This window comes from Enterobacter sp. kpr-6 (genome assembly GCF_900116015.1).
GTDB lineage: Bacteria > Pseudomonadota > Gammaproteobacteria > Enterobacterales > Enterobacteriaceae > Enterobacter_D.
In genome coordinates this window covers 145,662-170,969 of sequence record NZ_FOYH01000003.1, presented here as the reverse complement: position 1 = coordinate 170,969, position 25,308 = coordinate 145,662, and the positions used below count along the sequence as shown (strand labels likewise).

The following is a 25,308-nucleotide window of genomic DNA, read 5'->3' as shown; positions in this document are numbered from 1 at the left end:
ATGATACGAGAATGCTTCTTTCATGCGGCGATTAGAAGTCAATGGAGTCTATGATCATTCGTTCTCGTCACTATCCCTTTTCCACACCAGTGAAAAGTCGCACCACGCTTATTGCCTGTGCGTTGTTACTTGCCGGTTGTACGTCTAAACCCCCTGCTTCTCTTGTCACGCCGCTGCCGCCTGTTGCGAAGCAGCCGTTGCCGGATAAACCGGGCCAGAACACGCAGGTGCGCGGCGTCTGGCTGGCGACGGTTTCCCGCCTCGATTGGCCACCTGTGGAATCGGTGAATATCAGCAATGCGGGTGTTCGCAACGCTCAGCAGCAACGCGCGCTGATAGCGAAGCTCGATAAACTGCAAAGCCTCGGCATCAACACAGTGTTTTTCCAGGTCAAACCGGATGGAACCGCGCTGTGGCCATCAAAAATATTGCCGTGGTCCGATATGCTGACGGGCGAAATTGGTAAAGATCCGGGCTACGATCCGCTTCAGTTTATGCTCGACGAAGCGCACAAACGCGGGATGAAAGTACACGCCTGGTTTAACCCTTATCGCGTATCAACCAACATCCGGCCTGGCACGGTCGCTGAGCTGAACCGCACCCTGCCCCTTCATCCCTCCAGCGTTTTTGTTCTCCATCGCGACTGGATCCGCACCGCCGGCAATCGCTTTGTGCTCGACCCCGGCATTCCCGATGCGCGTGACTGGATCACCAGCATCGTGGCGGAAGTGGTCGCGCGTTACCCTGTCGACGGCGTGCAGTTCGACGACTATTTCTACGCGGAATCGGTGGATTCCCAGCTTAACGACAATCAGACTTTCCAGAAATACGGTCAGGGATTTGTGTCGAAGGCCGACTGGCGGCGGAACAACACGCAGCAGTTGATCGAACAGGTGTCACGCACCGTGAAGCAGCTAAAACCCGATGTGGCGTTCGGCGTCAGTCCGGCGGGCGTGTGGCGTAATCGATCCCACGATCCGGCGGGATCGGATACGCGCGGCGCGGCGGCGTATGACGAATCGTTTGCCGATACCCGTCGCTGGGTGCAACAGGGTCTACTCGATTACATCGCCCCGCAAATCTACTGGCCTTTCTCCCGCGATGCGGCTCGTTATGATGTGCTGGCAAAATGGTGGGCTGCGGTGGTGAAGCCGACGAATACCCGCCTTTATATTGGCGTCGCGCTGTATAAAGTGGGAGAACCGTCGAAGAATGAACCGGACTGGACAGTCAGCGGTGGCGTGCCGGAGCTGAAAAAGCAGCTCGATTTGAACGAATCAATGGCGAACATCAACGGCACGATTTTATTCAGAGAGAATAATCTCAATCAGCCTCAGGCTCAGGAAGCGGTCAGCTACCTGAAAAGCCGGTGGGGAACTCAGACCCCGTGAAAGGTCACCCCATAGCCCTGCTCCTGCCAGTGGGAAAGTTGCTCCTGCTGGCGTCGCGTTAACGCTTTTCCCGTCCAGACAAACAGTTTTTGCCCCGGGAACAGCTCCGGACGTGGCGAATCAAGTGGTTCGGCCAGCACATCGATGTGCCAGCCCTGCTGCGAAAGACGCCACGCTTCCAGCCACAGACGGGTGCGATCCTCACTGCCCCAGCCGATTAACAGCGCGTCTTTGCCTGGTTTTTTACGCGAGTTTGCCAGGCTCAACACCACATATTCCACCAGCGCGCCATCCAGCAGACTGCACATGGTGCGGGCGGTATTCTGATCCAGCGTCAGCCGGTGACGAACCGGAACATAAATATGGTCGATCAGCGAATCGACCGGGTGCTCCCGGCCAAGTGCCGTCAGCATGGCGCGCAGTTTTGCCGGTCGAACCTGGCGCAGGACGGACATCATCTCTTCCTGCAGCACGCCCCAGCCATCGCTCACCGCGTCGCTATTTTTATCAATTAACGCTTTAACTTTTCCGACAGGCACGCCGCTTTCAATCCAGCGCTTGATCTCTTCAATGCGCTGAATATCTTCATCGTCGAACTGCCGATGCCCGCCTTCGCTGCGCTGCGGTTTTAACAAACCGTAACGCCGCTGCCAGGCGCGCAAAGTGACAGGGTTGATTCCGCATCGTTCGGCTACATCGCCGATGCTATAAATAGCCATTAACTCCCTCATGCTTAAATCCGACACGTATATATCTGACATCAATTAACCCAATGAGGTTGTACAATCTATTATATATTGTACAATATAAAAATGCAGGTGAATCAACCCTGCATTTTATTGGGTTAGTTTTTAAGTCATTCGAACATTAAAAACCTGACTTTTCTGGCCATGCGACGGCCGGGATACCCTCCACCAGCGGTGAGGCAAACAACGGGCCCTGAAACTGAGAAATACCGGCAGATTCAAGCCACATCCACTCTTCCGCTTTCTCCACACCCACGGCTGACACCAGGATTTCAAGCGAACGACAGCCTTTAAGTATGGCCTGGATAATCGCCTGTCGGGAGCCACTTTTGTGTACATCTTTAATCAGATCACGATTAATTTTGATCCGGTCCGGCTGGAACTGCGCCAGCAATAACAGCCCGGCAAAGCCCGCCCCGAAGTCATCGATCGCCACGCGGATACCCGCAGCCTTTAGCTGTCTGACCGCCGTAGTGAACTCGTCCAGCTGCGAAATCACCTCGCGCTCGGTGAATTCAACAATGATTTGCTCAGGCACCAGCCCGTTGGTTTCAATCTCCTGCAACAGGAAATTAACCGCACCGGGGATCTTCACCAGCGTCATCGGCAGCAGGTTCACTGACAGCGACTGTTCGTCAATATCCAGCGCCTTCGCCACCGCAAACGCCGCTTTCTTGCTGTAGAGGTCAGCCTGATAAACCTCATCGCCCGTCTCTGCCGTTACGTTGTCGCCTGACGTCGGTTGTATCACTTCCAGCGCAATAACGTCGCGGGCAAGCGGGTCGATAATCGGTTGAAAAGCAAAGCGATATGCAGACTGCTCATCGGTTAACGCAGACTGAATAACGGTGGCTTCTTCATCCTCAAGAAACTCCCAGGAATCCGCCGGAGGCAGTTCAAAGTAGTTCTCTTTTTCCGTCGCCTCGACAAAGGTGCGGAAGAACTGAAGCGCGCGATCTTCATAAAGGAGCTGATACTTCGAGGTCCCCTTATCCAGCACGCCTTGCAGCACATCTTCCCTGTCATACTCACGTAAATCAAAGAGTTCCATCCCGGCCTTACCGAAACGCCGCGTCGGTGCATAGTCGCAAAGCAGTTCGACGACATTGCAGTGGCGGGCATCTTCACAGATATCCCGGTAAATCTTAAACACGCCCTCTTCGGGCCCTTCAAGAAGCTGGAAGAAGTGGGTGCCGTTGAAGAGCAGGATCCCGGTAACGCCTGCCTGCTCATTCTTTTTCGCAGCCGTGTTAACCATATCCCGGAGGGTTTTGACGGGTACGTCGTCGCTAATATGACTGCGGTAAATAATTGTTGTGAGCATGAGGGGTCCGCCACGCTGAAGTAAGAAGCGCCCACCTTATCAGATGAAAATCGGTACGTCTTGCCCGGTTTACCCCTCAAAAATCTAAGACATCCGGCTGAATCTGCACAAAATTTCAAAAAGCTGTACAACTTCTATGTACAAACTTTTTATTTTTGTATAACTTTATCCCTGTTCTTACTGATTACAGAATTTACAGGAGTGACAGATGCACCAGAAAGGTTACGTTCCGGATCAGACAAATGCCATTGCCCAGTACTTCAACAAGGCGTCTCTGCCATCTCAGCAAGAAACCTTAGGAAGGATTGTGGTGGAAATTCTGAGCGAGGGCCGCAGCCTGAACCGGAAAGCCATCTGTACGAAATTGCTTGGCCGCCTTCAGCAGACTGCTGATGCGGAAGAAGAGGCGCATTTCCACACGCTGATAGGACTGCTTTTCAATCGTTAATATCATCCTGTTACAGGCAATCCGGCGGGAGGGTTTATTGCAGGCGTCAAACAGTCCTTGCAATCAGAGACGCAGTTATGAAAAGAAGTGACATAGAGCAACTGACCGACGAATTTATTGGGGAGGCCGTACTCTCTCTCCTTTCAGAAAATGGCCCTGTGAATACGCAGGCGCTAATTAAAAGACTGCGCGCGATGGCAGCAAAAGAACAAGACGGTCAGCGCAAAGACGTGTTTGTTCGCGTTATTGCCGAAATTAGTAACAACAGCCTTTCATCAATGCATTCGGACGCAACACCCACACCAGCGGATTGGGACGGGGACCAGGCCAATAATGTTTATCCCCTGTTTGGCGACAGCCTGCAGAAAACGACCCGCAAAAAGCATTGAGCGGCCCCTTACTCATTTATAACAAAGGTATGACAACGTGAACTCGTCTATGCCACAGCAATCACCAATTTACACAGATATGCCTAATACTGCGCTGTCCGACTATTTCCGTCACGCAGGCGACATGCTCACCGAAGAATCTGCTCTGCTCGGTGGCATCATCCGGAATATCCTTGCGACAGGCGAAGCGCTGACTAATAAAGCCCTTATCCTGCAATTGATTGGTGCGCTGGAATCGACCAGTGACGTTGTCAGAAGTGATGTTATTCGTAAGACGCTGGAAATCGTGGTTGATCATACGCTCGACGATCTGTAACGCGGGTTTATACCCTCACCCCGACCCTCTCCCTTAGGGAGAGGGAGAAAGGCGGCCCTAGCCAAAATTTGAGCACATTCCATCCCCTCTCCTTAGAGAGAGGGAGAAAGACGGCCCGAGCCAAAGTTTGAGCACATTCCATCCCCTCTCCCCAGGGGAGAGGGCCAGGGTGAGGGGAAACCACTCTACTACCTACTACTCTTTACTCACCCGCCAGATCGCATCCCCGGCGTCATCCGCCACCAGCAACCCGCCCTGTTGATCCATCGCCAGCCCGACCGGCAGCCCGCGAACCTGCTTCTGATCGTCAGTCAAAAATCCGGTGACCACCGGCTGCGGCGTGCCGACGGGCATCCCGTTCTCAAACTTCACCCACATCACCTGGTAGCCGTTAAGCGGTTTGCGGTTCCAGCTACCGTGTTCGCTAACAAACGCCCCGCCGCGATACTGCGGCATATTATCGCCGGTATAAAACAGCAACCCCAGCGGCGCAACGTGGGAGCTGATTGCATAATCCGGCTTAATGGCTTTCGCCACCAGATCCGGGCGCGGCGGTTTGGCGCGCTCATCCACATGCTGACCAAAGTAACTGTACGGCCAGCCGTAGAAGCCGTTCTCCTGCACCGAGGTCATATAATCCGGCACCAGATCGGAGCCGATCTCGTCGCGCTCGTTAACAATCGCCCACAGCTTGCCGCTCTGCGGTTCCCACTGAAGCCCGGTCGGGTTGCGCAGGCCGCTGGCATATATACGACTGGCCCCGCTGGCGGCATCAACTTCCAGCACCGCCGCACGGCGATATTCCGCCCCAATGCCGTTCTCGGTGATATTACTGTTCGAGCCGACGCCAACATACAGCTTGCTGCCGTCAGGACTTGCCAGCAGCGATTTCGTCCAGTGATGGTTAATCGGCCCGCCCGGCAGCTCGGTGACTTCCACACCCGGCGTGCGGATCTCCGTCTGCCCTGTCTGATACGGGAACTTCACCAGGCTGTCGGCATTGGCCACCCACAGCGTATTACCCGTTAGCTGGATACCAAAAGGCGCATTGAGATTCTCAATAAAGTTATGCTTTTCCCACTGCCCGTTCACGTTACGCAGCAGCGTGATCCGGTTCCCGCCCTTACCGCCTTTACCGGACGACTGTTGCACCACGCCCATAATCAGTTGCTTGGGCCGCGTGGTCGGTTTCGGTGTGCCGTTTGCTTCCGCCACCAGCACATCGTTATTCGGTAACACGTACACCTGGCGTGGGTGCATCAGGCCGCTGGCGATTTTTTCGATTTTCAGCCCCGCCGGGACTTTCGGCGTTTCCCCCTCTTTCCAGGCGACGCCTTCAGGCACCTGCATCGGCGGCAACAGGAAGTTTTTCGCCTGCGGCAGTTCCGGGTTCGGCCCGACCTGCTTTTGTGGATCGAGCGTCGCTTCGGTATCACAGGCGCTGAGCGCGGCGGCAATCGTCAGAGCAATCAGGGTGCGATGCGAATGTTTCATGGCGCGTCTCCATAACCGACGCGCGGGCGCAGCGCGAGTTGAACATTAGCCAGCAGGATCAGTACCACGGTGATGGTCGAGAGGATCACCCCCAGCGGCACCACGCCATAGGCATCACGGCTATGAATGAATGCATTGAAAATGGCGACAATCACCGCCAGTAAGTTGAGCCAGAAATGGGTTTTGATCGCGGAACCCTGCGAGCGATGCCCGAACCACACCTGCACCAGATTGATCACGCGCGGAATAATCGCCATCAGCAGCCCGATGACAATCAGCCACCCTGCCGCGTCTGTCCATAACGGCTGATACGATTTCATATACAGAATATCGAAGATCCACGCGGCGACGAAAAACCCCGGTGGAATCGGATTGAACAATTCATAGAGCGCCACGGCAAATGTCGGGCGTTGAGTCGGGCGGATTGGCATTTCCAGCTCCTTTTGTCATCCGGATTTACTCTTAAAGACTAGTAAACCGGCAAGACATTGAACGATTAAATCTTTTCCATGCCCTCAGAAATGCCTTTCATCCGCTCGCTTCCCCGTGTGATACAGGCCACATTTTCGCCATGAAACCGGTTGCACGGGAATCATTCACTGTTAGCATGAAACCGGTTACATGAAAAGTCACACACTCCAATACCCATAAAAAAGGTACATAAGAATGGCAGTTATTAGGGATTACAATAAGTTAGCCAGTGACATCCTGCGGGAAGTGGGCGGAGAAAAGAACATCAACAGTTTCACCCGATGCGCCACCCGTTTACGCTTAGTGTTAAACGAAACGCCAGCCCAGGCGAAAGCGCAGGTCCAGAAACTGCCCGGCGTCATTGCGGTAGTGGAAAGCGGCGGTCAGTTCCAGGTGGTGATCGGCACCCACGTTGCCGACGTGTTTAACGCCCTCTCCGCGATCATCGGGGAAGATAACACCGGCAACACCAGCAAACCCAAAACCCGCTGGCTCGATGCGGTCATTGGCACCATGTCTGCGGTGTTCGCGCCGATCGTCTATATCCTTGCGGCCGCCGGGATTTTGCAGGGGCTGCTGATTGTCGTCGCCCTGATCGACGCCGATGTGAAAACCACCGGCACCTTTGAAATCCTCAACTTTATGTCGTGGACGCCGTTTGCCTTCCTGCCGGTGTTTATTGCCATCACCGCCGCGCGCCACTTCAAATGTAATCCCTTTATTGCCGTGCTCTGCTGCTGTGCGCTGATTAACCCCGAATGGTCTGCTATGGCGGGCCGCATCGCCAACGGGGAATCCATCACCTTCCTGCTGATCCCGCTGGCGAAAACGGTCTACACCTCGTCGGTACTGCCGCCTCTGTTCCTGGTCTGGGCGCTCTCCTGGCTGGAAAAACGGGTTGAAAAGGCGATCCCGGATGTGGTCAGCGCGCTGTTTACTCCGCTGATTTGCTTTGTGATCATCGTCCCGCTGACGCTTCTCATCATTGGTCCGGTAACCACCTGGGCGGCGATGGGCATCGCGTCCGGTTATAACGCGCTGTTTGCCGCCGCCCCTGCGGTCGCTGCCGCGGTCATTGGCGGCGTATGGCAAATCATTGTGATTTTCGGCGTGCACTGGGGTATCACCCCGGTGATCATGGCCAACTTCGACACCCAGGGCTACGACTCCTTCCAGGCCTATCAGACTATCGCGGTGATCGGCCAGATGGCGGCGGTATTCGGCGTGTTCCTGAAAACCCGTAACCGCGAACTGAAAACCACCTCAATGTCGGCGGGTATCACCGCAATTTTCGGTATCACTGAACCGGCGATTTACGGCGTGACGCTGCGCTTTAAAAAGCCGTTTATCTGCGGCTGTATCGGTGGCGCGGTCGGTGCCGTCGTCGCCAGTCTGTTTGGTTCGCTCTATTACGCCTACGCCGCCCTGCCAGGCCTGTTCACCCTGGTGAACGCCATTAGCCCGGATGCGCCGATGTCCTTTATTGGTGAACTGGCGGGCAGCGCAACGGCGATTATCCTGACTATCGTGCTGGTGCAGTTCGTCGGCTTTGACGATCCGGTTGCGGAAGAAACTCTTACTGAAGAGAAAGAGCCCGCCCCGGTCAGCGCGCCGGTGACCACGGCGGCAAAAACGTCGCTGGATCTGGTCAGCCCGCTGAACGGCGATGTGATCGCGCTGGAAGAAGTAGCCGATGACGCCTTCGCGCAAAAAGTATTGGGTGACGGCATCGCCATCCGCCCGCAATACGGTCAGGTCGTCGCCCCCTGCGATGCGCGGGTTGAGACTCTGATCGACTCCCATCATGCGATTGGTCTTTCCTGCGACAACGGCGCGGAGTTGTTGATCCACGTCGGGCTGAACACGGTGAATTTGCAGGGACAGCACTTCCGCCCGCTGGTAAAAGAAGGCGACGTGGTGAAAGCCGGGACACCGCTACTGGAGTTTGATAAAGAGGCCATTGAACGCGCCGGGTACGATCTCACCACCCCGGTGCTGGTGATCAACAGCGATGAATTTACCCTGACCAAACATCAGTCTGCGGGACCTGTTCAGCAGTTGATGCCATTAATGACCGTTTCCTGATGCCATAAACGCCCGGTAACGTCGCCGTTTCGCTGCCGGGCGCACAATTTGCGCTTCAGGATGCCTGATCTCTGATGCTCTGCGGCATAATAAACCCAGGCATTCATAATAAGCAGGAATATATGGTCACAATACTGGATGTTGCCAGAAAGGCGGGCGTCTCCAAAGCGACAGTCTCGCGCGCACTCAACGGCAAAGTGGTGGTCAGTGAAGAGGTGAAAGCCCGCATTTTCCAGGCCATTGAAGAAACCGGGTATCGCCCTAACCTGCTGGCCCGCAAACTGGCAACCAGCAAGTCTAATTCCGTCGGACTTGTGATCACCAACGGCCTGTACAACGGGCCCTTTTTCTCGGCGATGATTTACCAGGCCGCCACGTGCAGTGAAGATCACCAGCGCCAGTTGATTCTGGCCGACGGCAAGCACAGCGAAGAAGATGAGCGCAACGCCATTAACTTTCTGCTGGAGCTGCGCTGTGAGGCCATCATGATCTATCCCAAATACCTCAGCGTTGACGAACTGGACGACATCATTGACCGCAACAGCGTGCCGATTGTGGTGATCAACCGCGAACTCAAGCGTAACCGCAGTAATTCGGTGTTTGTCGATCACCATCGCTGTAGCCGCCAGATGGTGGAACACCTGCTGGCCCAGGGACACCGCACAATTGCTTTTGTGGCAGGCGGCGAAGGTTCCCCTACCGGCGACAGCCGCCTCGCGGGTTATCGCGATGCGCTGAAAGATGCAGGCATCACCCCTGACGAATCATTGATTGTGCGCGGAAGCTGGAGCACCGAAAGCGGCTACGAAGCAGGCTGCGCCCTGCTCAAACAGCGCCGCGACATGACCTGCATCCTCGCCGCCAACGACGATATGGCCATCGGCGTCACCAAAGCGATGACCGATCATGGATTCCAGGTTCCCGCAGACATCTCCGTCGCCGGATTCGATGATTCCATTATCGGCCGCTATTTCACCCCCACGCTCACCACCGTACACATCCCGATGGATGAAATGATCAGTGATGCGGTGCGGATTTTACTCTCACCGCATTCAGACCCGGAAAACGCCCCGCTGACCCTGCACGAAGGAACATTGATTATCAGAGAGTCGGTAGCTGCACCGAAAGCGCTGATCGGGTAGTCACTCTTCCAGTCCCGGCGGTGCAGGTCTTTCGGGCCTGCAACCGCATTAACTTGCGTTAACTTTGTTAATAACCTTCACAGATTAAGAAGATGCGATTCAACTTATTCCGCTTTCCCTCTTTAAATTTGCATTAAGTTAAAACAGCGCGCTTAATTTCTGTTTAAGCACTTTTTTATTTATCAATTTAATAACAAATAATATTTGCGCAATATTAAGCCCGACTAAAAAAATATTTCTCGTGGCTACTATCCGTTGTAACAATGATAGTAGAAAATGCAGCGGACATAATAAAATCTACTGCACTGTCAAGCGCACACTCAAGATCGCAGACAGCTTCCTTTTTGAGATGATCTAAAGAGACTTCATCGTGGGGTTATTAATGAAGCGTAACAATTTTGTTACACAAAAAGAGTATTTGCTCAAAGACGGATCGACGCTGATGTCGACCACCAACACACAGAGTTATATTTCGTACGCTAACTCAGCCTTTATTGAGGCGAGTGGATATGAAGAAGGCGAACTGATGGGCGAGCCGCACAACATCATTCGTCACCCGGATATGCCCCCTGCCGCCTTTGCCGATATGTGGTTTACCATCCAGCAAGGCGAGAGCTGGACCGGGCTGGTAAAAAACCGCCGCACGAATGGCGACCACTACTGGGTACGGGCGAACGTCACCCCGGTATATCACCAGGATGAACTGACCGGCTATATCTCAGTGCGCAATATACCGCTGCGCGAAGAAATAGACGCCGCTGAAAAACTGTATAACGCCGTCAACGAAAATAAAGTTAAAGGCCATCGTTTTTATAAAGGCTTACTGGTTCGCAAGGGTGTTTTTTCATTCCTGTCGTTATTTCAGTGGCTGAGTGTTTCCCGCCGAATTAATGCGGGGATTATTATTAGCGCACTGGCGATCCTCGCCCTGCAATTAATCGCCCTGCCTTTAGCGGCAAAAATGGCCGCAACGGTGGTGATGTTTATTTTGCTGGCGTTATTTTTACAGAAGCAGGTTTCCTCGCCGCTAAAAAAAATCCTCACCCAGATGCAAAAAGTGGTTTCCGGGCGCAAAGCCGACTATTTCCAGTTTAATCGCGTCGATGAAATTGGCCTGCTGATGCGCATGGTGAATCAGTCGGGCCTGAACCTGAATTCGCTGGTGGGGGATGTGAATACGCAACTGCTGGGCATTCGCAAAATCAGTCAGCGCATTGCTGAAGAAGGCGAATCGCTGCAAAAGCGCACCGAAGAAACCTCAGCGGATCTGCACCAGACCGCCGCTGCCGTGGAGGAGATCGCCAGCGCCGTGAAGCAAACCGCAGAAACCGCCTCCGAAGCGATGACCCGTGCGGATCAAACCAGCGCCAACGCCATGAAAAGCGGCGATGTCATGAAGCAGACGATTTCGATGATGCAGTCCGTCTCGCGCGATAACGGCCAGATTGTCGATATCATTGGTGTGATTGACAGCATCGCCTTCCAGACCAACATTCTGGCGCTCAATGCCGCGGTGGAAGCGGCGCGGGCGGGAGAATCCGGACGCGGCTTTGCGGTGGTCGCCGCCGAAGTGCGCAATCTGGCGCAGCACTCGGCGTCGGCGGCAAAAGAGATCAAATCCCTGATTGAGAAAAACGTCGCCAACGTCAGCAGCGGCGTGGTGATGGTTGAAAGCACCGAATCCCATTTGACGGCGATGATCGACAGCGTGATCCAGATGTCCACGATGATCAAAGAGATCGGCACAGCGACGCAAGAGCAAACGCTGGCGCTGCAACTGATTAACCAGTCGGTATCACGTATTGGGGTGATGACGCATAACAACAACAGCATGGTTGAGCATGTCACCGATGCCGCCTGCGATCTCTCCTCCCGCGCTGCACGTCTGCAACGTGCTGTGCAGGTCTTTGGCAGTAACTGAACCCGTTTTGCACCATGCTATAGTAAAACCCTTTCCTTCAATAAAGGCGGGCATGGTGCGATACAGTTTATGGCTTCTGCTGGCGGTGGCGCTTCCTGCCGCCGCCGCCCACTACCTTCCCCCTCCTGACTTTATCCGCACGCCGCCTGCCGCCCGCGCACAGCCTGCTGACTTCACCTGTCCTGCGGCACCCGCGCCCTTTCGCGGTGAACTGGTCTTTCGCAGTAAATACGAAGGCTCTGACGCTGCGCGCGCCACGCTGAATAAAGAGGCACTGGCAGCTTACCGGCAGGCAACGCGGAACATTACTGCCACACAAAAGCGCGTCACGGCGCTGGCGGCGCGTTATGGCAAGGCAGGCGACAAGCGGGTGGCGGATTGTCTGGTCAGCACGCTGTATGCCTGGGCGGTGCAGGATGCACTGACATCCACCATCACCAGTCACACCGGAAAAGCGGTACGAAAATGGGCGCTGGCGAGTTTTACCAGCGCCTGGCTGCAACTCCAGTTCGCCCCGGGTCTGCCGCTTAACGGCAATCCCCAGGCCGCTGAGGTTGAGCGCTGGCTGAGCGCACTGGCGACGCTGACGGTGAGTGACTGGGCGGATCTCCCGCGTGAGAAAATCAATAATCACAGTTACTGGGCCGCCTCGGCGCTGATGACCACTGCCGTGGTGACCGGGCGGGAGGATCTGTTTAACCGCGCGGTGGCGATGCTGCGCACGGCGTTGAGCCAGGTTGACGAAAACGGGTTCTTACCGAATGAATTGAAGCGTAAATCGCGGGCGCTGGCGTATCACGACTATGCGTTGCAGCCGCTGGTCACGCTGGTGAGGTTTGCGAAGGCGAATCAGGTCAGGCTTACACCTGAAGAGAACCGCGCGTTTGCGCGTCTTGTTGCGCGGGTGCGGGCGGGGAAAGCGGATCCGGCGGCGTTTCGCGAGAAGACGGGCAGTGAGCAGGAGCCCTTCACACCCTCACCCCGGCCCTCTCCCTGAGGGAGAGGGAGAAAGGCAGGACGTGCTCAATTTGAGGGAGAAAGGCAAGTGCGAACTCGATCCGTCCCCTCTCCCATGGGGAGAGGGAGAAAGTCAGGCCGTGCTCGATTTGAGGGAGAAAGGCAAGTGCGAACTCGATCTGTCCCCTCTCCCATAGGGAGAGGGTTAGGGTGAGGGGAAACCTGACTTACGGCCTTCTGAACAGCGCGATACTCCGCCCTTCCAGCTCGAAATCCTTCTCACGATTAATCACCAGGCCCCGCTGGTAATCGCCGCTGGTGGTTAACTCCAGCACCCAGCCGTGGTCGCCGAACTGCGGGATGCGGAACGGCAATTTGCCTTCAAACGGGTTGAACAGCATCAGCACGTCGTGCCAGATGCCCTCTTCAGGTTTGAGATCCGGCCGGCCGATATAGACCACCAGCGAGGAACCTTCTTCCCATTGCTCAGGCGTCTGCTTCCCGCCGCCGGCATTGAACCACTCGATCAGCATCCCGTCGCGCCAGTTTTCACGTCGCAGCAGCGGTTGTTCCGCGCGCAGGTGGATCACCTTGCGGGTAAACTCGCGCAGCATTTCACCGCCTTCCGGCAGATTATCCCAGTCGATCCACGACAACTCGTTGTCCTGGCAATAGACGTTGTTATTACCCTGCTGGCTGTGCCCGAACTCATCCCCCGCCAGCAGCATTGGCGTGCCGTGGGAGAAGAACAGCGTGGCGAGGAAGTTGCGCTTCTGGCGCTCGCGCACGGTGTTGATCCCTTCGTCATCGGTCGGGCCTTCCGCGCCATAGTTGTATGAGCGGTTATCGTTATGGCCGTCGCGATTCTCCTCGCCGTTGGCATCGTTATGCTTGTCGTTGTAAGACACCAGATCGTTGAGCGTAAAGCCGTCGTGCGCGGTGAGGAAGTTCACGCTCGCCCACGGCCTGCGCCCACGGATGTCGTACAGATCGCCGGAACCGAGCAGCCGGGCGGCGAAATCATTCGGCACGTTGTCGCCGCGCCAGTACTCGCGCACCGTGTCGCGGTATTTATCGTTCCATTCGGCCCAGCCCGGCGGGAAACCGCCAACCTGATACCCGCCCGGTCCGATATCCCACGGCTCACCGATCAGTTTCAGTTTTGAGAGCACCGGATCCTGGGTAATCGCATCAAAGAAGCCGCCGCGCTGGTCAAAGCCTTCCGGCTCGCGTCCCAGAATCGTTCCCAGGTCGAAGCGAAAACCATCGATATGCATCGATTGCGCCCAGTAGCGCAGGGAATCCATGACCATTTGCAGCACGCGCGGATGCGAGGTGTTGACCGTGTTCCCGGTCCCCGTATCGTTGATGTAATAGCGATGCTGATCCGGCAGCGTCCGGTAGTACGAGAAGTTATCGATCCCTTTAAAGGAGAGCGTCGGGCCCAGTTCGTTACCTTCCGCCGTGTGGTTGTAGACCACGTCCAGAATCACTTCGATCCCGGCATCATGGAACGACCGCACCATATCGCGGAACCCCTGAATACCGCGCGGACCGAAATAACGGGTGGCCGGGGCAAAGAATCCCAGCGTGTGATAGCCCCAGTAATTGCGCTGCCCGCGTTCAAGTAAATGCTGATCGTCCGGGAACCAGTGCACCGGCAGCAGTTCTACCGAGGTGATCCCCAGACTTTTGATGTAATCCACCGTCGCTTTATGGCCCATCCCTTCATAGGTGCCACGCAGCTCCTGCGGCAGTGCGTTGTTAAGCTGGGTGAAGCCTTTAACGTGAGTTTCATAGATCACCGTGTCCGGCCACGACACCGCCGGGCGGTTGTTATCCTGCCAGTCAAACTCATCCGGATCGACCACCCGGCAGCGCGGCATAAACGGCGCGCTGTCGCGGGTATCAAAGGTCAGATCTTTATCTTCATGCAGCAGTTCATAGGCGAAGTGCGATTCATCCCACTGGATCTCCCCCACCAGTTCGCGGGCATAGGGATCCATCAGCAGTTTATTCGGGTTAAAACGGTGCCCGTTATGCGGATCAAACGGGCCGTACACCCGGTAGCCGTACAGTGCGCCCGGCTTCAGGCCCGGCACGTAGCCGTGCCAGATCTCGTGGGTGTACTCCGGCAGTTCAAGCCGGGCGATTTCTGTTTTACCTGAAGGATCAAACAGGCACAGCTCAACGCGTTCTGCGTGCGCGGAAAAAAGCGCAAAATTGACACCCTCGCCATCATAATTGGCACCCAAAACCAGGCCGTGCCCCGCCTCGATACTAAATGCGTTACCACTTGTCATTTTCTACTCTCCATGCGGTCAGTATTGTTATTGATAACAACGTCTTATGCTCTTTATCATCATGAAATACTGATAAGCACTGCCGAGGTATAAATATCAATCTCACCTAAATCTATGCGATCGGTCAGGCTATATTCCTGACCATTAAGAATGTCGCGGTAACGACGGTTTGCCAGCGCGGGAGGCAGCGCAAGGGTGGTATTCGCCCAGCGTTTTGCATCCACCGCGTCATGATCGTGAAGCGCGTCAAACACCAGCCGTGGGGCGATGACAATCAGCGCATCGCGGCTGTCCACCCGCCCGTAGGCGATAACGTTGCTCGCCCGATCGCCACTGGCCGCAAGCGGCAGATAATCGCCCTGGCGGAACAGCGCCGGATGTTGCTGCCGGACGCGCAGACAGCGGGCAATCACCTGCTGCAGTAGCTGGCCATTTCGCCAGCTTGCGGTGGTGGTCAGCACCGGTTTATCCAGGCCGTTCAGTTGCCCTTCCAGCGTCGGGAAATCCGGCTCGCGACGGTTATCCGGATCGACCAGGCTGAAATTCAGCGCCTCGCTGCCCTGATAGATATCCGGCACGCCCGGCGCGGTCAGTTTGATCACTGTTTGCGTCAGACTGTTGACCAGCCCGGCACGAATATAGGGTTGGATCTCGCGGGTAAAATCATCTAAAAACGCGCGATTATCCGGGGAAAGCAGATGACGGGCGTAATCCAGCACCGCCTGCTCGTAGGCGTCGTTGGTTTCCACCCAGTCGGTGCGCAGCTTCGCTTCGCGCAGCGCTTTTTCAATAAATTCCAGGAACCGCTCCTCAAGCGCCTTCAGCCCTTCTGCATCATCGGGCGTCAGGGTGACCGGCCAGACGCCTGCCAGCGCCTGGTAGAGCATCCAGGCATCGGCGTGTTTCGGGGCCAGGCCATCGTCGAGAACCGTGACTTTGTCCTGATTCATCTGCCGCCAGCGGGCGACGCACTCCACCCAGTTTTCCGGCGCTTCAGTCAGGGTGTAAAGCCGTGCGCGGGCATCTTCCCCGCGTTTGGTGTCATGCGTGGATGTACCGGAAAGCGCGTCCGGCTGGCGTTCGAGGCGGGTTTTCATCTCCGAATGGAAGCGCTCCAGCGAGAAGACGCGTGGCAGCGGCTCGGCACCCACTTCATTGAGCGCCAGTTCCATGTTCTGACGGAAAAACAGCGTGTCTTCCACCGACTTCGCCATCAGCGGCCCGGTCAACTGCTGGAAACGGGTGCGGAACAGTGCGGCGTCATCGCGGGTGACGTCTGACAACGCCCCTTGCAGAATGTGCACCACAAAATCGAGCGCGGCGTTATCCGGTGCGTGTGCGCTGTTTCTCACCCGTGCGGCCACTTTTTGCAGCAGTGCGTCATCGGCAGGTGTCAGCCCTTCGGCGGTGCCGTAGGTGCGATAGACCGGGAAGGCCACCAGCAACTCGCGCAACGCTGAACGAATAGCGGACTTCTCCAGCGTGATGTTTTCTTTTTCAGCAATCGCCACCGTGTAACGTAACAGAGTGGTAAATTCGCCTTCGAAATTGCGATCGACCATTAACAGCTTGGCGTCGCGCAATTCCGCTTTCATATCCACCGGCTTGCCGACCACGTTGTCGTAAGCCATGCGCAGGGCGTCAATCTTGTCGTCGTCAACCAGCACATCCGACAGCGCGGCGATAAACTCATAGCCGGTGGTGCCGGAGATCGGCCAGTCCGCAGGCAGATGCTCCCCTTTGCCGAGGATCTTCTCTACGGTGATGTAACAGTCAGGACCCGCCTGGGCTCTGAGCGTTTCAAGGTAGCTTTTCGGATCGGCCAGACCGTCAACGTGATCAACGCGCAGGCCGTCCACCGCGCCGGAATGCACCAGCTCCAGGATCAGACGATGGGTGTCGTCAAACACCTGAGGATCTTCGACACGCACGCCCACCAGCCCGGTGATCTCGAAGAAGCGCCGCCAGGAGAGATCGCGCGGTGCTTCGCGCCATGACATTAAGCGCCACGGCTGCTGCTCGTGTAAGGCCGCGATGTGCTGCTTGTCGGTCAGGTTAAGGATCTCAGACTCCCGCCCTTCCCAGCTTGCGGGCGTCAGCGGATAAAAGGTGTCGTAATAGGCAAGCGCTGGGTGACCGGTTTTAGGATCGGCTTTGACGCTGATTTCGCCGTTTTCCAGCACCGCCTCAAAGGTGTCACCGAGAAACGGCAGCGTCAGGCGGCGGGACCAGTCGATATCAAAATGACGGGCATAGCGGCTGTTCTCGCCGTGTTCGATCACATCCCGCCACCAGGCGTTCTCCAGCGACGTCGCCATATGGTTCGGCACGATATCGAGGATCAGGCCCAGCCCCGCCTCTTTGAGCGCTTTCACCATCCGGTCAAAACCGGCGCGCCCGCCAATCGACGGGTCGATCTCATTCACATCGGTCACGTCATAACCGTGCGTGGAACCCGCGGTCGCGGTAAAAATCGGTGAGGCGTAAAGGTGGCTGATCCCCAGTTGCTTCATATAGGGTACGAGGGCGGCGGCACGATCGAAGGTCATGCCGTTACGGAACTGAATGCGGTACGTTGCAGTTGGAATGCTCACGGTGCTTCTCCTGAGGCAAGGCGAACAAGAATAGAGTCTGGTGCAAGCGTTGTGCCCTCTTCCGGCCAGGCAAAAATTGTCTCGCCGGGCAGAACCGGGAGCGGCACGGCAGTGGCGCTGATATTGAGTGCCATCGAGAGCGTGCCTTTCGGGAAGGTCCAGCTCACCACCACCACGCCGTCTGCGGTGTCGATCACCCGACCCGCCTGACCGCCTGCGGTAGCCAGCAGCGGCACAATCTGTTTCTGCCGCAACGCCAGCAGCGAGCGGGTTAACGCCAGCCAGGATTTACCTTCTGCGCTGTCCTGTTTTTTCCAGTCGAGTTTTGACGCCAGAAACGTTTTTTCGTCATTGGGGTCCGGCACGTTTTCGTCATGTCCGGCGTGGCCCGCAAACTCTTTCGCCCGGCCTTCGCGCACGGCTTTAGCCAGATCGCCGTGAAAATTGGTAAAGAATAAAAACGGATTGGTTTCGCCGTACTCTTCGCCCATAAACAGCAGCGGGATGTGCGGTGACAGCAGCAGCGCGGCCAGCAGCACTTTTGTGCGCTCACTGCCGGCAAGGGAAATCAGCCGCTCGCCCTGGGCGCGGTTACCCACCTGATCGTGATTCTGGATGAAATCAACAAAGGCGACCGGCGGCTGCCCGGTGCTGTCCACACCGCGCGGTTTACCGGATTGCTGTGAGATCTCACCCTGATAGACAAAGCCTTCGGTCAGCGCCCGGGCGACGCGTTTTTCCGGCTCATCGGCAAAATCTTTGTAATAGGCGTGGGTTTCGCCGGTGGCGAACACATGCACCGCATTGTGGAAATCATCGTTCCACTCGCCGCTGAACAGTGGCATTTCGCCCTGCTCGCCGCGCGGATGCAGGAAAATCACATTGCGGCTGTCTTCGGTCGTTAAATGCACCGGGCGATCGGTGATCTCCGCGCGGATACGTTCGGCGATCTCAATCAGGACATGTTTTTCCGCCGTATCTTCAATCTGATCGATGGCATCAAAACGCAGGCCGTCGAGATTAAATTCCTTCAGCCAGTAGAGCGGCGCTTCGGCGATGTAACGCCGCGTGGCGTCCACATCATAGGCAATGCCCGCGCCCCAGGGGGTATGCCGCTCTTTATGGAAGAAATCCGGGGAGAGCAGAGGCAGATAGTTGCCTTCGGGACCAAAGTGGTTGAGCACGATATCCAGCACGACCGAGATCCCAAGCCCGTGCGCGGCATCAATAAAGGCTTTGAAATCATCGGGCGAGCCGTAGGCGCTGTGCGGCGCATACAGCAGCACGCCGTCGTAACCCCAGCCCCGGTCACCGCCGAACTGGGAAACAGGCAGCACTTCAATGGCCGTAATGCCCGTTTCCGCCAGATACGGCAGTTTTTTGATGGCGGCACTGAAGGTGCCTTCAGGCGTAAAGGTGCCGACGTGCAGTTCGTAAAACACCGTCTCTTCCCATGCGCGCCCGCGCCAGTCGGTGTTTTTCCAGGCGTAGCTCTGCGGATCAATCACCAGAGAAGGCCCGTTCACGTCGCGCTTTTGAGCGCGTGAGGCAGGATCGGGTACCAGCATGCCGTCCTGTAACACAAAGTTGTATTCAGATCCGGCAGCGACATTTGCGACCTGGCATTCAAACCAGCCGTCATCGCCTGCCGTCATTTCAATATCCTGACCAGAAAGTCGCAGTGTAACCTGCTTCTGCCCGCTCGCCCACAGGCTGAAACGGACGTCACCGGAGGCAAGGTATTCCGCCCCCCAACTCTTACGAAATAATTTGGATTCCATTCAATGACCTCATTTACCGCAGAAAATGAACAGATACACCAGTGTCAACTTCCAGATACCGCCCTGAGCCACCGCCCCGACTGGTATGAGATTAAAATCATAGACCATGCGCACCGAACTGATATGCGGCGGCAAATATTCAGACAGGTTATCTCTTCCGAAACACACCCCTGTGGAAATATATAGATAATATGTATCTTTATAGATCATCAGCATGCATACTGGTGATGCATGTAGCAGTCCGACACAATAAAAATTGAGAGGCTCAATGAGCAAGAATGATAAGGACAGGCTGGTAGATAAAGTCATGGGCGAAGCAGTAATGACGCTTCTTGAAGCCGATGATGATGTTTCTTTTGATGCCCTGATTGGGCAACTTCAGGACAATCTGAAGGGTGAGCTGGATCATGGCAGACGTGAAGCGTTCCGTACCGCCATTAACGGTGTTCATCATTTCAGAACCCTTCCCGATGAAGACGATCGCTCCACAACTCGCGTAAAGCTTCCAAAACGTGACGCGCGTTTACTGCCTGGCACGACGCAGTACAAACACTAATGGTCTCTGTTTAACCGGTACGGTTAACAGATTTTCCCCACTACATTCGCCCTTCTAATCAGACTTGCTTTTGCATGTTTCGTTAAATGCTCTCTGTGAATTTGATCGTGGCTTTCGGGCCATAGAAGACAGTCACCCCCTCCGGCATTGAGAGTGCAATTGAACCAAGATGAACGAGTTAGACTTGAGAATATTCAAGAGGTTATAGGTGAGGCCGCGACGTATTTAATGAACTCGCGCAAGCCCGTTGATGCTGACAACCTTCTGATGGTGCTGCGTACCCGCAGCGGCATGACGACGGATCCCCGGCAAAAGCAGGTTTTAGACGCTTCATTGCAGTATTTAAAGGCGCGGATCTTAAAGACCGCCTGACACGCTCCCGGCACCTCCCATAAAGAGACGTGCCGGGGTCATTTATAACTCACACCGCTTACAGATCGTCCGGGGTTTTCTGCACGATGTGTTCTAATGCATTGCGATAAATATCCAGTTTGACCACATCCTCTTCCGTCTCCAGCAACCGTACCAGCGCCAGGATGAGATTTTTATTGCTGACATCAATCTGGTTGTTCCGCAGTTCCTGACTCAGTTCATTAATCAGGAGGCGTTCGGCCTCAAAATTCTGGGTACTTAGCCCAAAATAAGAATTCAGTTGTTCTTCAGCCGTAGTTCTGTGCATAGCTTTTCCTGTTCATTTTTTAACTGCCCGCCTCTCCAAATGTGAGAGGGGAAAAAGACCTGCATAAACCTAGTCAGCATTTCAAGAATCCGCAATGTCAGGCTGTGTGATTGCAGAAAATTCCTTCGTCATCGCCCGCGTAATAAGCAGTTATCCGCGTTAACTTCCTCAGTCTCTTTCACAGCTTTTCTCACCCGTTAACGAATCTTCACACAGTGTTGTGAAGTCTCTTCTTCCTCACTTCGCTAATTATCTCTTTAAATTCATAAACATAGATGCGTCGCTTCTCGTTTCTTCAATCCTGCCCTTTGTGAGATTCATCATGTGAATGTGAAGGGTTCTTTTGAATAATAACCTCAATTCGAAAGTTACCCGATGGAGCAGGATCATGACGGTCAAAATAGGTGTCATCGCGGATGATTTTACCGGCGCAACTGACATCGCAGGATTTATGTCGCAACAGGGCTGGCGGGTTGTCCTGCTGACGGGGCAGCCGCAGGCAGAAATGCCGTGGAATGACGACGCCGACGCGATTGTAATTTCATTAAAAAGCCGCTCGCTGGATCCGGAAGAAGCGGTTGCCCGGTCGCTGGCCTGTTATCGCTGGCTCACGGAGCAGGCGCGTGCTTTACAGATCTATTTCAAATATTGCTCCACCTTCGATTCCACGCCGCGCGGCAATATTGGCCCGGTCAGCGATGCGCTGATGGCCCATTCCGGCGTGCCGATGATTGTTCACTGCCCGGCGCTCCCGCAGAACGGGCGCACGGTGGTGCACGGGCATCTGTTTGTAAATGGCACGCTGCTCAATCAGTCCGGGATGGAAAACCACCCTCTCAATCCGATGAAAGACGCCCGCATTGCCGCCCTTCTCGCCCCGCAAACCACCGGCAAAACCGGACTTATCGATCTGGCGACGATTCACCTGGGACAAGGTGCGATAGCCGATCGGCTACATGCGTTGCGCAGCGCCGGCGTCAATCATGTGATTGTCGATGCGCTCAGTGAAGAGGATCTGAATACGCTGGCGCAGGCGCTTTACTGTCTGCCATTACTGGCGGGGGGATCGGGTTTAGGCGGAGCACTGGCGGCATTACGTCCCTCCGCTTATGCGCCGGGTGATGATCGTGTCCCCATGCCACCTGCCCGCACGGTGATCTTCTCCGGCAGTTGCTCATTAATGACCAATCGCCAGGTTAATGCGTGGAAAGCACAAGGCCCGTCGCACCGGGTCGATATGGCGCGCTGTATCAGCGGCGATGAAGATTACATTGATACGCTCGTCGCCTGGGCGGTTGCTGAACCGACGACTCCGCTGATTTACGCCACCACCTCCGCCGGTGAACTGGCGCGCATTCAGTCGCAGTATGGCGAATCGGTCGCCAGTGCGGCTGTCGAAGCGCTCTTCTCGCGCCTCGCCGTGCGCCTGCTGGCGTCGGGTTTTAACACCTTTATTGTCGCCGGGGGAGAAACCTCCGGCACGGTGGTCGAGGCCTTGCAGGTTAAAAAACTGAGCGTCGGCCCGGCCATTGCACCGGGCGTGCCGTGGGTTTATGACCGCGAACGCCAGCTTTCTCTGGCGCTGAAGTCGGGTAATTTCGGCGATGAAGCATTCTTTTTCCGCGCACAGGAGCTACGGGCATGAGCGGGATAACCGAGTATCAACTGCGTGAACAACTGGTGCATTACGGCGCATCGCTGTTTAACCGGGGTTACAGCAGTGGCGGATCGGGCAATATCAGTGTTCGTCTGCCGGACGGCGGCTATCTGGTGACGCCGACTAATTCCTGCCTCGGCGAGCTTAAGCCTGAAACCTTAAGCCGTCTGGATGCCGACGGTCTGCATATCGACGGCGAAAAACCGTCGAAAGAGGTGCCGATGCACATGGCCTGGTACCGCCATCGCCCGTCGTGTGGTGCGGTGGTACATCTGCACTCACCGTGGCTGACGGCCCTCTCCTGTCTGCCGTGTGAAACGCCCGCCAACTGCCTGCCGCCGCTGACGCCCTACTATGTCATGCGCGTCGGCCAGTTGCCGCTGCTGCCCTATTTTCGCCCCGGCCACGACAACATTGCGCACGCCCTCGCCGAAATCGCCCCGGACCGCACGGCGGCGCTGCTGGCAAATCATGGCCCGGTGGTCAGCGGTAAAACCCTGCGCGAAGCGGTATTTAACATGGAAGAACTGGAAGACAGCGCGCGCATCTGGCTGACCCTGAAACCGCTGGGCTACGTGCCGCTCACCGCGGAAGCCATCGCCGAACTGCAACAGGTCTATCGCCCCTGAGGAGCCACGCATGATCCCGGAACAACGTCGTGATTTTATTTACCGCTACGTGCACGAGAAGAATGTGGCTTCCTTTAATGAACTGGCGGAGCTGATGAACGTCTCGCACATGACCGTGCGCCGGGATATCCAGACGCTGGAGGAGGAAGGGAAAATCGTCGCCATTAACGGCGGCGTGAAACTCAACAATCTGCTGAAAATGGAGCTGCCGTGGCGGGAGAAAGCCGAGCTTCGCCATGACATTAAGCGGCGAATGGGCGAGCTGGCAGCGCTGCTGATTGAACCCGGCCAGACGCTCTATCTCGACGCCGGGACTTCACTGTTTGAAGTCGCCAAAGCAGTGGCGGCCAGCCACTGCTTTAACCTGACGGTAGTGACCAACGATTTTTCCATCAGTCACTATCTGATGGATATGCCGCACATCTCGCTGTATCACACCGGCGGACTGGTGGATCAGCGTAACCGTTCCTGCGTCGGCAAAAGCGCCGCCGGTTTTTTGCAGACGCTGAATATCGACGTGGCGTTTTTAAGCTCCTCCTCCTGGGACGTGGAGCGCGGCATGTCCACGCCGAGCGAAGGCAAAGCGTCGGTTAAAGAAGCCGTGCTGAAGGTGTCGCGCCGCCGGGTGCTGGTATCAGACAGCAGCAAATTCGGCAAATATGGCCTGTTCCATATCTGCGATCTGGAGCAACTGACCGACATTATTTCTGATGATGCCCTCCTGCCCGCCGCGCAAACGGCCATCGGTGAAAAAGGCGTCAAACTGCATCTGGTCAACAGCGGCAAGGAGGCCAGTCATGCTCAGACTGGCCGCTAATCTGGACTGGCTGTACCGCGATGTGCCGATCGACGCGCGATTTTATGCCGCACGCGACGCGGGATTTCACGGCGTCGAGGGACTGTTTCTCTGGCAGCATTCGTTAGCTCAGCTCTGTGCGCTGTCGCGTGAAACGGCGCTGCCTGTGGCCCTGATGAACGCGCCAGCCGGAGACTGGGACCAGGGCGAACGCGGGCTGGCGGCGCTGCCTGGGCGCGAGGCGGATTTTCGTCAGAGCATAGCGGTGGCGGCGGAATACGCCAGGGCGCTGAACTGCTCCCGCATTCACGTTATGAGTGGGCTGCGGCTTAATGAGATGCCGTTTGACGAGCAATATGCCCTGCTCATTACCCGGCTGCGTAACGCCTGTGACGTTTTCGCCGCGTTTAATATCGAGGTAGTGATCGAACCTTTAAACAGTGAAGATATGCCAGGCTATTTTGTGAATAGTTTTCTGCTGGCGCAGAATATTATTCATGATACCGCCAGAGAGAATATTGGCCTGCAATTTGATATTTACCACTGTCAGAAAATGCACGGCAACGTCATTAATAATATCCGGCGTTATCAGGCTATAACCCGTCATTATCAGATCGCATCCGTACCGGGTCGCAATGAACCCGGCAGCGGTGAACTGAATGATGCGCGGATACTTACATTAATTAATCAACTGGATTATCAGGGCTGGGTGGGATGCGAATATCACCCTTCAGACTCTCCCAGTAATATGGACTGGATAACACCTTACCTTTAATAAAAATAAAAACTCTTACCCGGAGGAATACTATGTCGGACAACGTGATTATTTCACTGGCCCCGGTCGCCGCGGACTGCCCGCGCGTCGAACCGGACGAACTGTCGCAGGAAATACTCGCCTGCGTTGAATATGGTGCCGCCATCGTGCATTTACATGTGCGCGATAAAAAAGGACGCCTGACCCCGGACACCACCGATTTCAACGCCACGATTCAGGCGGTGATGGCGAAGTCGGATCTGATTATTCAGGCCTCGACCGGCGGCGTCTCGTCTATGAACATTGAGCAGCGCTGTGCTCCGCTGGTCTGCACCGGGGTGGAAATGGCCTCGCTTAATGTCGGTTCGGTGAATCTTGGTGACGCGGTCTATTTTAACCCGACGCCGGACGTGGAATATAGCGCCCGACATATTGTTGAGCGCGATATCGTGCCTGAATTTGAAGTCTTCGAAATTGGCATGATTAATAATATTCTCGCGCTTCAGCAACAAATTAATTTCCGCCAGCCGCTGCTGTTTAATATCGTCTTAGGTCATCGCGGCAGTTCCCCTGCCACTGTTGATGCTTTAATTGCCCTGCGCAGCATGATCCCGCGCGATGCGCTGTGGGGAATTACCCATTTCGGACGCGGTAATTTCGATATTATCGGCGCGGCGATCGGCATGGGTGCCTGTGAAGTGCGTATCGGTTTTGAAGACAGCTATTTTATTAATGTTCGCGATCGCGTGGAGCGTAATTATTTACTGGTTGAAAAGCTGGCAACGCTTATTCGCAGCATGGATAAAACCGTCGCCACGCCTGCTGTCGCCCGGCAAATGCTCAATATTCCCGCCCGTGTGTCACAGAGGAATTAA

Annotated in this window: 23 protein-coding genes; 15 read left to right on the top strand and 8 right to left on the bottom strand. The window is 55.6% G+C overall.

The window, feature by feature from the left end:
* Positions 1-50 precede the first annotated feature (50 nt).
* Positions 51-1,391, top strand: a complete 1,341-nt coding sequence (locus BM373_RS09775; RefSeq protein WP_090461251.1) for a glycoside hydrolase family 10-like protein — start codon at positions 51-53, stop codon at positions 1,389-1,391.
* Here the strand turns inward: BM373_RS09775 and BM373_RS09770 are convergent.
* Both BM373_RS09770 and BM373_RS09765 read right to left on the bottom strand, forming a co-directional pair.
* Positions 1,379-2,110, bottom strand: a complete 732-nt coding sequence (locus tag BM373_RS09770; RefSeq protein WP_090461250.1) for a MerR family transcriptional regulator — start codon at positions 2,108-2,110, stop codon at positions 1,379-1,381. The two genes, BM373_RS09775 and BM373_RS09770, sit on opposite strands and share 13 nt — an antisense overlap.
* 148 nt (positions 2,111-2,258) lie before the next feature.
* A complete protein-coding gene (locus BM373_RS09765) occupies positions 2,259-3,461 on the bottom strand; it encodes a diguanylate phosphodiesterase (RefSeq protein ID WP_090461249.1) in 1,203 nt (400 codons plus the stop codon).
* A gap of 208 nt (positions 3,462-3,669) precedes the next feature.
* On the opposite strand from BM373_RS09765, the gene ycgZ reads away from it, so the two are divergent.
* From ycgZ to BM373_RS09750, 3 genes are all read left to right on the top strand, one after another.
* Positions 3,670-3,909 (top strand): regulatory protein YcgZ, encoded by a 240-nt coding sequence (gene ycgZ / locus BM373_RS09760; RefSeq protein WP_090461248.1) that lies wholly within the window; start codon positions 3,670-3,672, stop codon positions 3,907-3,909.
* A gap of 77 nt (positions 3,910-3,986) precedes the next feature.
* Positions 3,987-4,298 carry a hypothetical protein gene (locus BM373_RS09755; protein ID WP_090461247.1) on the top strand — a complete coding sequence of 104 codons (312 nt, stop codon included), beginning with the start codon at positions 3,987-3,989 and terminating at the stop codon, positions 4,296-4,298.
* A 49-nt stretch (positions 4,299-4,347) separates the two neighbouring features.
* Positions 4,348-4,614: a biofilm development regulator YmgB/AriR family protein gene (locus BM373_RS09750; RefSeq protein ID WP_090461246.1), complete on the top strand. Its 267-nt coding sequence runs from the start codon at positions 4,348-4,350 to the stop codon at positions 4,612-4,614.
* A gap of 195 nt (positions 4,615-4,809) precedes the next feature.
* Here BM373_RS09750 and BM373_RS09745 read toward each other — a convergent pair whose 3' ends face one another.
* A complete protein-coding gene (locus tag BM373_RS09745) occupies positions 4,810-6,108 on the bottom strand; it encodes a PQQ-dependent sugar dehydrogenase (protein WP_090461245.1) in 1,299 nt (432 codons plus the stop codon).
* Positions 6,105-6,539 carry a DUF2231 domain-containing protein gene (locus tag BM373_RS09740; protein WP_090461244.1) on the bottom strand — a complete coding sequence of 145 codons (435 nt, stop codon included), beginning with the start codon at positions 6,537-6,539 and terminating at the stop codon, positions 6,105-6,107. The genes BM373_RS09745 and BM373_RS09740 overlap by 4 nt, the downstream gene beginning before the upstream one ends.
* Before the next feature lie 235 nt (positions 6,540-6,774).
* On the opposite strand from BM373_RS09740, the gene BM373_RS09735 reads away from it, so the two are divergent.
* The 4 genes from BM373_RS09735 (at position 6,775) to BM373_RS09720 (ending at position 12,724) form a co-directional block, all read left to right on the top strand.
* On the top strand, positions 6,775-8,664 hold the full coding sequence (locus BM373_RS09735) for a beta-glucoside-specific PTS transporter subunit IIABC (RefSeq protein ID WP_090461243.1): 1,890 nt from the start codon (positions 6,775-6,777) through the stop codon (positions 8,662-8,664).
* A 122-nt stretch (positions 8,665-8,786) separates the two neighbouring features.
* Complete coding sequence (locus BM373_RS09730) at positions 8,787-9,806, top strand: LacI family DNA-binding transcriptional regulator (RefSeq protein ID WP_090461242.1); 1,020 nt, start codon at positions 8,787-8,789, stop codon at positions 9,804-9,806.
* 382 nt (positions 9,807-10,188) lie between these two features.
* A complete protein-coding gene (locus BM373_RS09725) occupies positions 10,189-11,727 on the top strand; it encodes a methyl-accepting chemotaxis protein (protein WP_090461241.1) in 1,539 nt (512 codons plus the stop codon).
* Positions 11,728-11,782: 55 nt separating this feature from the next.
* Positions 11,783-12,724, top strand: a complete 942-nt coding sequence (locus tag BM373_RS09720; protein WP_177220138.1) for an alginate lyase family protein — start codon at positions 11,783-11,785, stop codon at positions 12,722-12,724.
* A 187-nt stretch (positions 12,725-12,911) separates the two neighbouring features.
* On the opposite strand, the gene glgX is transcribed toward BM373_RS09720, so the two are convergent.
* From glgX to treZ, 3 genes are read right to left on the bottom strand one after another with little or no spacing between them, the layout of a single operon-like run.
* On the bottom strand, positions 12,912-14,987 hold the full coding sequence (gene glgX, locus BM373_RS09715; protein ID WP_090461239.1) for a glycogen debranching protein GlgX: 2,076 nt from the start codon (positions 14,985-14,987) through the stop codon (positions 12,912-12,914).
* 59 nt (positions 14,988-15,046) lie between these two features.
* Positions 15,047-17,581, bottom strand: a complete 2,535-nt coding sequence (treY, locus tag BM373_RS09710) for a malto-oligosyltrehalose synthase (RefSeq protein ID WP_090461238.1) — start codon at positions 17,579-17,581, stop codon at positions 15,047-15,049.
* Positions 17,578-19,362: a malto-oligosyltrehalose trehalohydrolase gene (treZ, locus tag BM373_RS09705; protein ID WP_090461237.1), complete on the bottom strand. Its 1,785-nt coding sequence runs from the start codon at positions 19,360-19,362 to the stop codon at positions 17,578-17,580. Before treZ ends, treY begins: the two co-directional genes overlap by 4 nt.
* Before the next feature lie 268 nt (positions 19,363-19,630).
* On the opposite strand from treZ, the gene BM373_RS09695 reads away from it, so the two are divergent.
* Positions 19,631-19,918, top strand: coding sequence for a hypothetical protein (locus BM373_RS09695; protein ID WP_090461235.1), 288 nt, complete (start codon positions 19,631-19,633; stop codon positions 19,916-19,918).
* A 159-nt stretch (positions 19,919-20,077) separates the two neighbouring features.
* Positions 20,078-20,290: a hypothetical protein gene (locus BM373_RS09690; protein WP_143102643.1), complete on the top strand. Its 213-nt coding sequence runs from the start codon at positions 20,078-20,080 to the stop codon at positions 20,288-20,290.
* A 58-nt stretch (positions 20,291-20,348) separates the two neighbouring features.
* Here the strand turns inward: BM373_RS09690 and BM373_RS09685 are convergent, their stop codons facing one another.
* The gene (locus BM373_RS09685; protein ID WP_090461233.1) at positions 20,349-20,597 is read right to left on the bottom strand and encodes a biofilm development regulator YmgB/AriR family protein; all 249 of its coding nucleotides are present in this window, start codon (positions 20,595-20,597) and stop codon (positions 20,349-20,351) included.
* A gap of 388 nt (positions 20,598-20,985) precedes the next feature.
* Here BM373_RS09685 and otnK point away from each other — a divergent pair, with 388 nt between their 5' ends.
* From otnK to BM373_RS09660, 5 genes are read left to right on the top strand one after another with little or no spacing between them, the layout of a single operon-like run.
* The gene (gene otnK / locus BM373_RS09680; protein ID WP_090461232.1) at positions 20,986-22,242 is read left to right on the top strand and encodes a 3-oxo-tetronate kinase; all 1,257 of its coding nucleotides are present in this window, start codon (positions 20,986-20,988) and stop codon (positions 22,240-22,242) included.
* Positions 22,239-22,883: a 3-oxo-tetronate 4-phosphate decarboxylase gene (locus tag BM373_RS09675; RefSeq protein ID WP_090461231.1), complete on the top strand. Its 645-nt coding sequence runs from the start codon at positions 22,239-22,241 to the stop codon at positions 22,881-22,883. Before otnK ends, BM373_RS09675 begins: the two co-directional genes overlap by 4 nt.
* A gap of 10 nt (positions 22,884-22,893) precedes the next feature.
* A complete protein-coding gene (locus BM373_RS09670) occupies positions 22,894-23,700 on the top strand; it encodes a DeoR/GlpR family DNA-binding transcription regulator (protein WP_090461230.1) in 807 nt (268 codons plus the stop codon).
* Complete coding sequence (locus tag BM373_RS09665) at positions 23,681-24,454, top strand: hydroxypyruvate isomerase family protein (protein ID WP_090461229.1); 774 nt, start codon at positions 23,681-23,683, stop codon at positions 24,452-24,454. The genes BM373_RS09670 and BM373_RS09665 overlap by 20 nt, the downstream gene beginning before the upstream one ends.
* A gap of 32 nt (positions 24,455-24,486) precedes the next feature.
* Complete coding sequence (locus tag BM373_RS09660) at positions 24,487-25,308, top strand: beta-keto acid cleavage family enzyme (protein WP_090461228.1); 822 nt, start codon at positions 24,487-24,489, stop codon at positions 25,306-25,308.

What these genes read in the sequence shown, in the direction of transcription:
- otnK (WP_090461232.1), top strand. Translation starts at nt 20,986, where the DNA reads ATGACGGTCAAAATAGGTGTCATCGCGGATGATTTTACCGGCGCAACT.
- BM373_RS09740 (WP_090461244.1), bottom strand. Translation starts at nt 6,539, where the DNA reads ATGCCAATCCGCCCGACTCAACGCCCGACATTTGCCGTGGCGCTCTAT.
- BM373_RS09665 (WP_090461229.1), top strand. Translation starts at nt 23,681, where the DNA reads ATGCTCAGACTGGCCGCTAATCTGGACTGGCTGTACCGCGATGTGCCG.
- BM373_RS09660 (WP_090461228.1), top strand. Translation starts at nt 24,487, where the DNA reads ATGTCGGACAACGTGATTATTTCACTGGCCCCGGTCGCCGCGGACTGC.
- ycgZ (WP_090461248.1), top strand. Translation starts at nt 3,670, where the DNA reads ATGCACCAGAAAGGTTACGTTCCGGATCAGACAAATGCCATTGCCCAG.
- BM373_RS09685 (WP_090461233.1), bottom strand. Translation starts at nt 20,597, where the DNA reads ATGCACAGAACTACGGCTGAAGAACAACTGAATTCTTATTTTGGGCTA.
- BM373_RS09765 (WP_090461249.1), bottom strand. Translation starts at nt 3,461, where the DNA reads ATGCTCACAACAATTATTTACCGCAGTCATATTAGCGACGACGTACCC.
- BM373_RS09755 (WP_090461247.1), top strand. Translation starts at nt 3,987, where the DNA reads ATGAAAAGAAGTGACATAGAGCAACTGACCGACGAATTTATTGGGGAG.
- treZ (WP_090461237.1), bottom strand. Translation starts at nt 19,362, where the DNA reads ATGGAATCCAAATTATTTCGTAAGAGTTGGGGGGCGGAATACCTTGCC.
- BM373_RS09750 (WP_090461246.1), top strand. Translation starts at nt 4,348, where the DNA reads ATGCCACAGCAATCACCAATTTACACAGATATGCCTAATACTGCGCTG.
- BM373_RS09730 (WP_090461242.1), top strand. Translation starts at nt 8,787, where the DNA reads ATGGTCACAATACTGGATGTTGCCAGAAAGGCGGGCGTCTCCAAAGCG.
- BM373_RS09735 (WP_090461243.1), top strand. Translation starts at nt 6,775, where the DNA reads ATGGCAGTTATTAGGGATTACAATAAGTTAGCCAGTGACATCCTGCGG.
- BM373_RS09745 (WP_090461245.1), bottom strand. Translation starts at nt 6,108, where the DNA reads ATGAAACATTCGCATCGCACCCTGATTGCTCTGACGATTGCCGCCGCG.
- BM373_RS09770 (WP_090461250.1), bottom strand. Translation starts at nt 2,110, where the DNA reads ATGGCTATTTATAGCATCGGCGATGTAGCCGAACGATGCGGAATCAAC.
- BM373_RS09670 (WP_090461230.1), top strand. Translation starts at nt 22,894, where the DNA reads ATGATCCCGGAACAACGTCGTGATTTTATTTACCGCTACGTGCACGAG.
- glgX (WP_090461239.1), bottom strand. Translation starts at nt 14,987, where the DNA reads ATGACAAGTGGTAACGCATTTAGTATCGAGGCGGGGCACGGCCTGGTT.
- BM373_RS09675 (WP_090461231.1), top strand. Translation starts at nt 22,239, where the DNA reads ATGAGCGGGATAACCGAGTATCAACTGCGTGAACAACTGGTGCATTAC.
- BM373_RS09725 (WP_090461241.1), top strand. Translation starts at nt 10,189, where the DNA reads ATGAAGCGTAACAATTTTGTTACACAAAAAGAGTATTTGCTCAAAGAC.
- BM373_RS09775 (WP_090461251.1), top strand. Translation starts at nt 51, where the DNA reads ATGATCATTCGTTCTCGTCACTATCCCTTTTCCACACCAGTGAAAAGT.
- BM373_RS09695 (WP_090461235.1), top strand. Translation starts at nt 19,631, where the DNA reads ATGAGCAAGAATGATAAGGACAGGCTGGTAGATAAAGTCATGGGCGAA.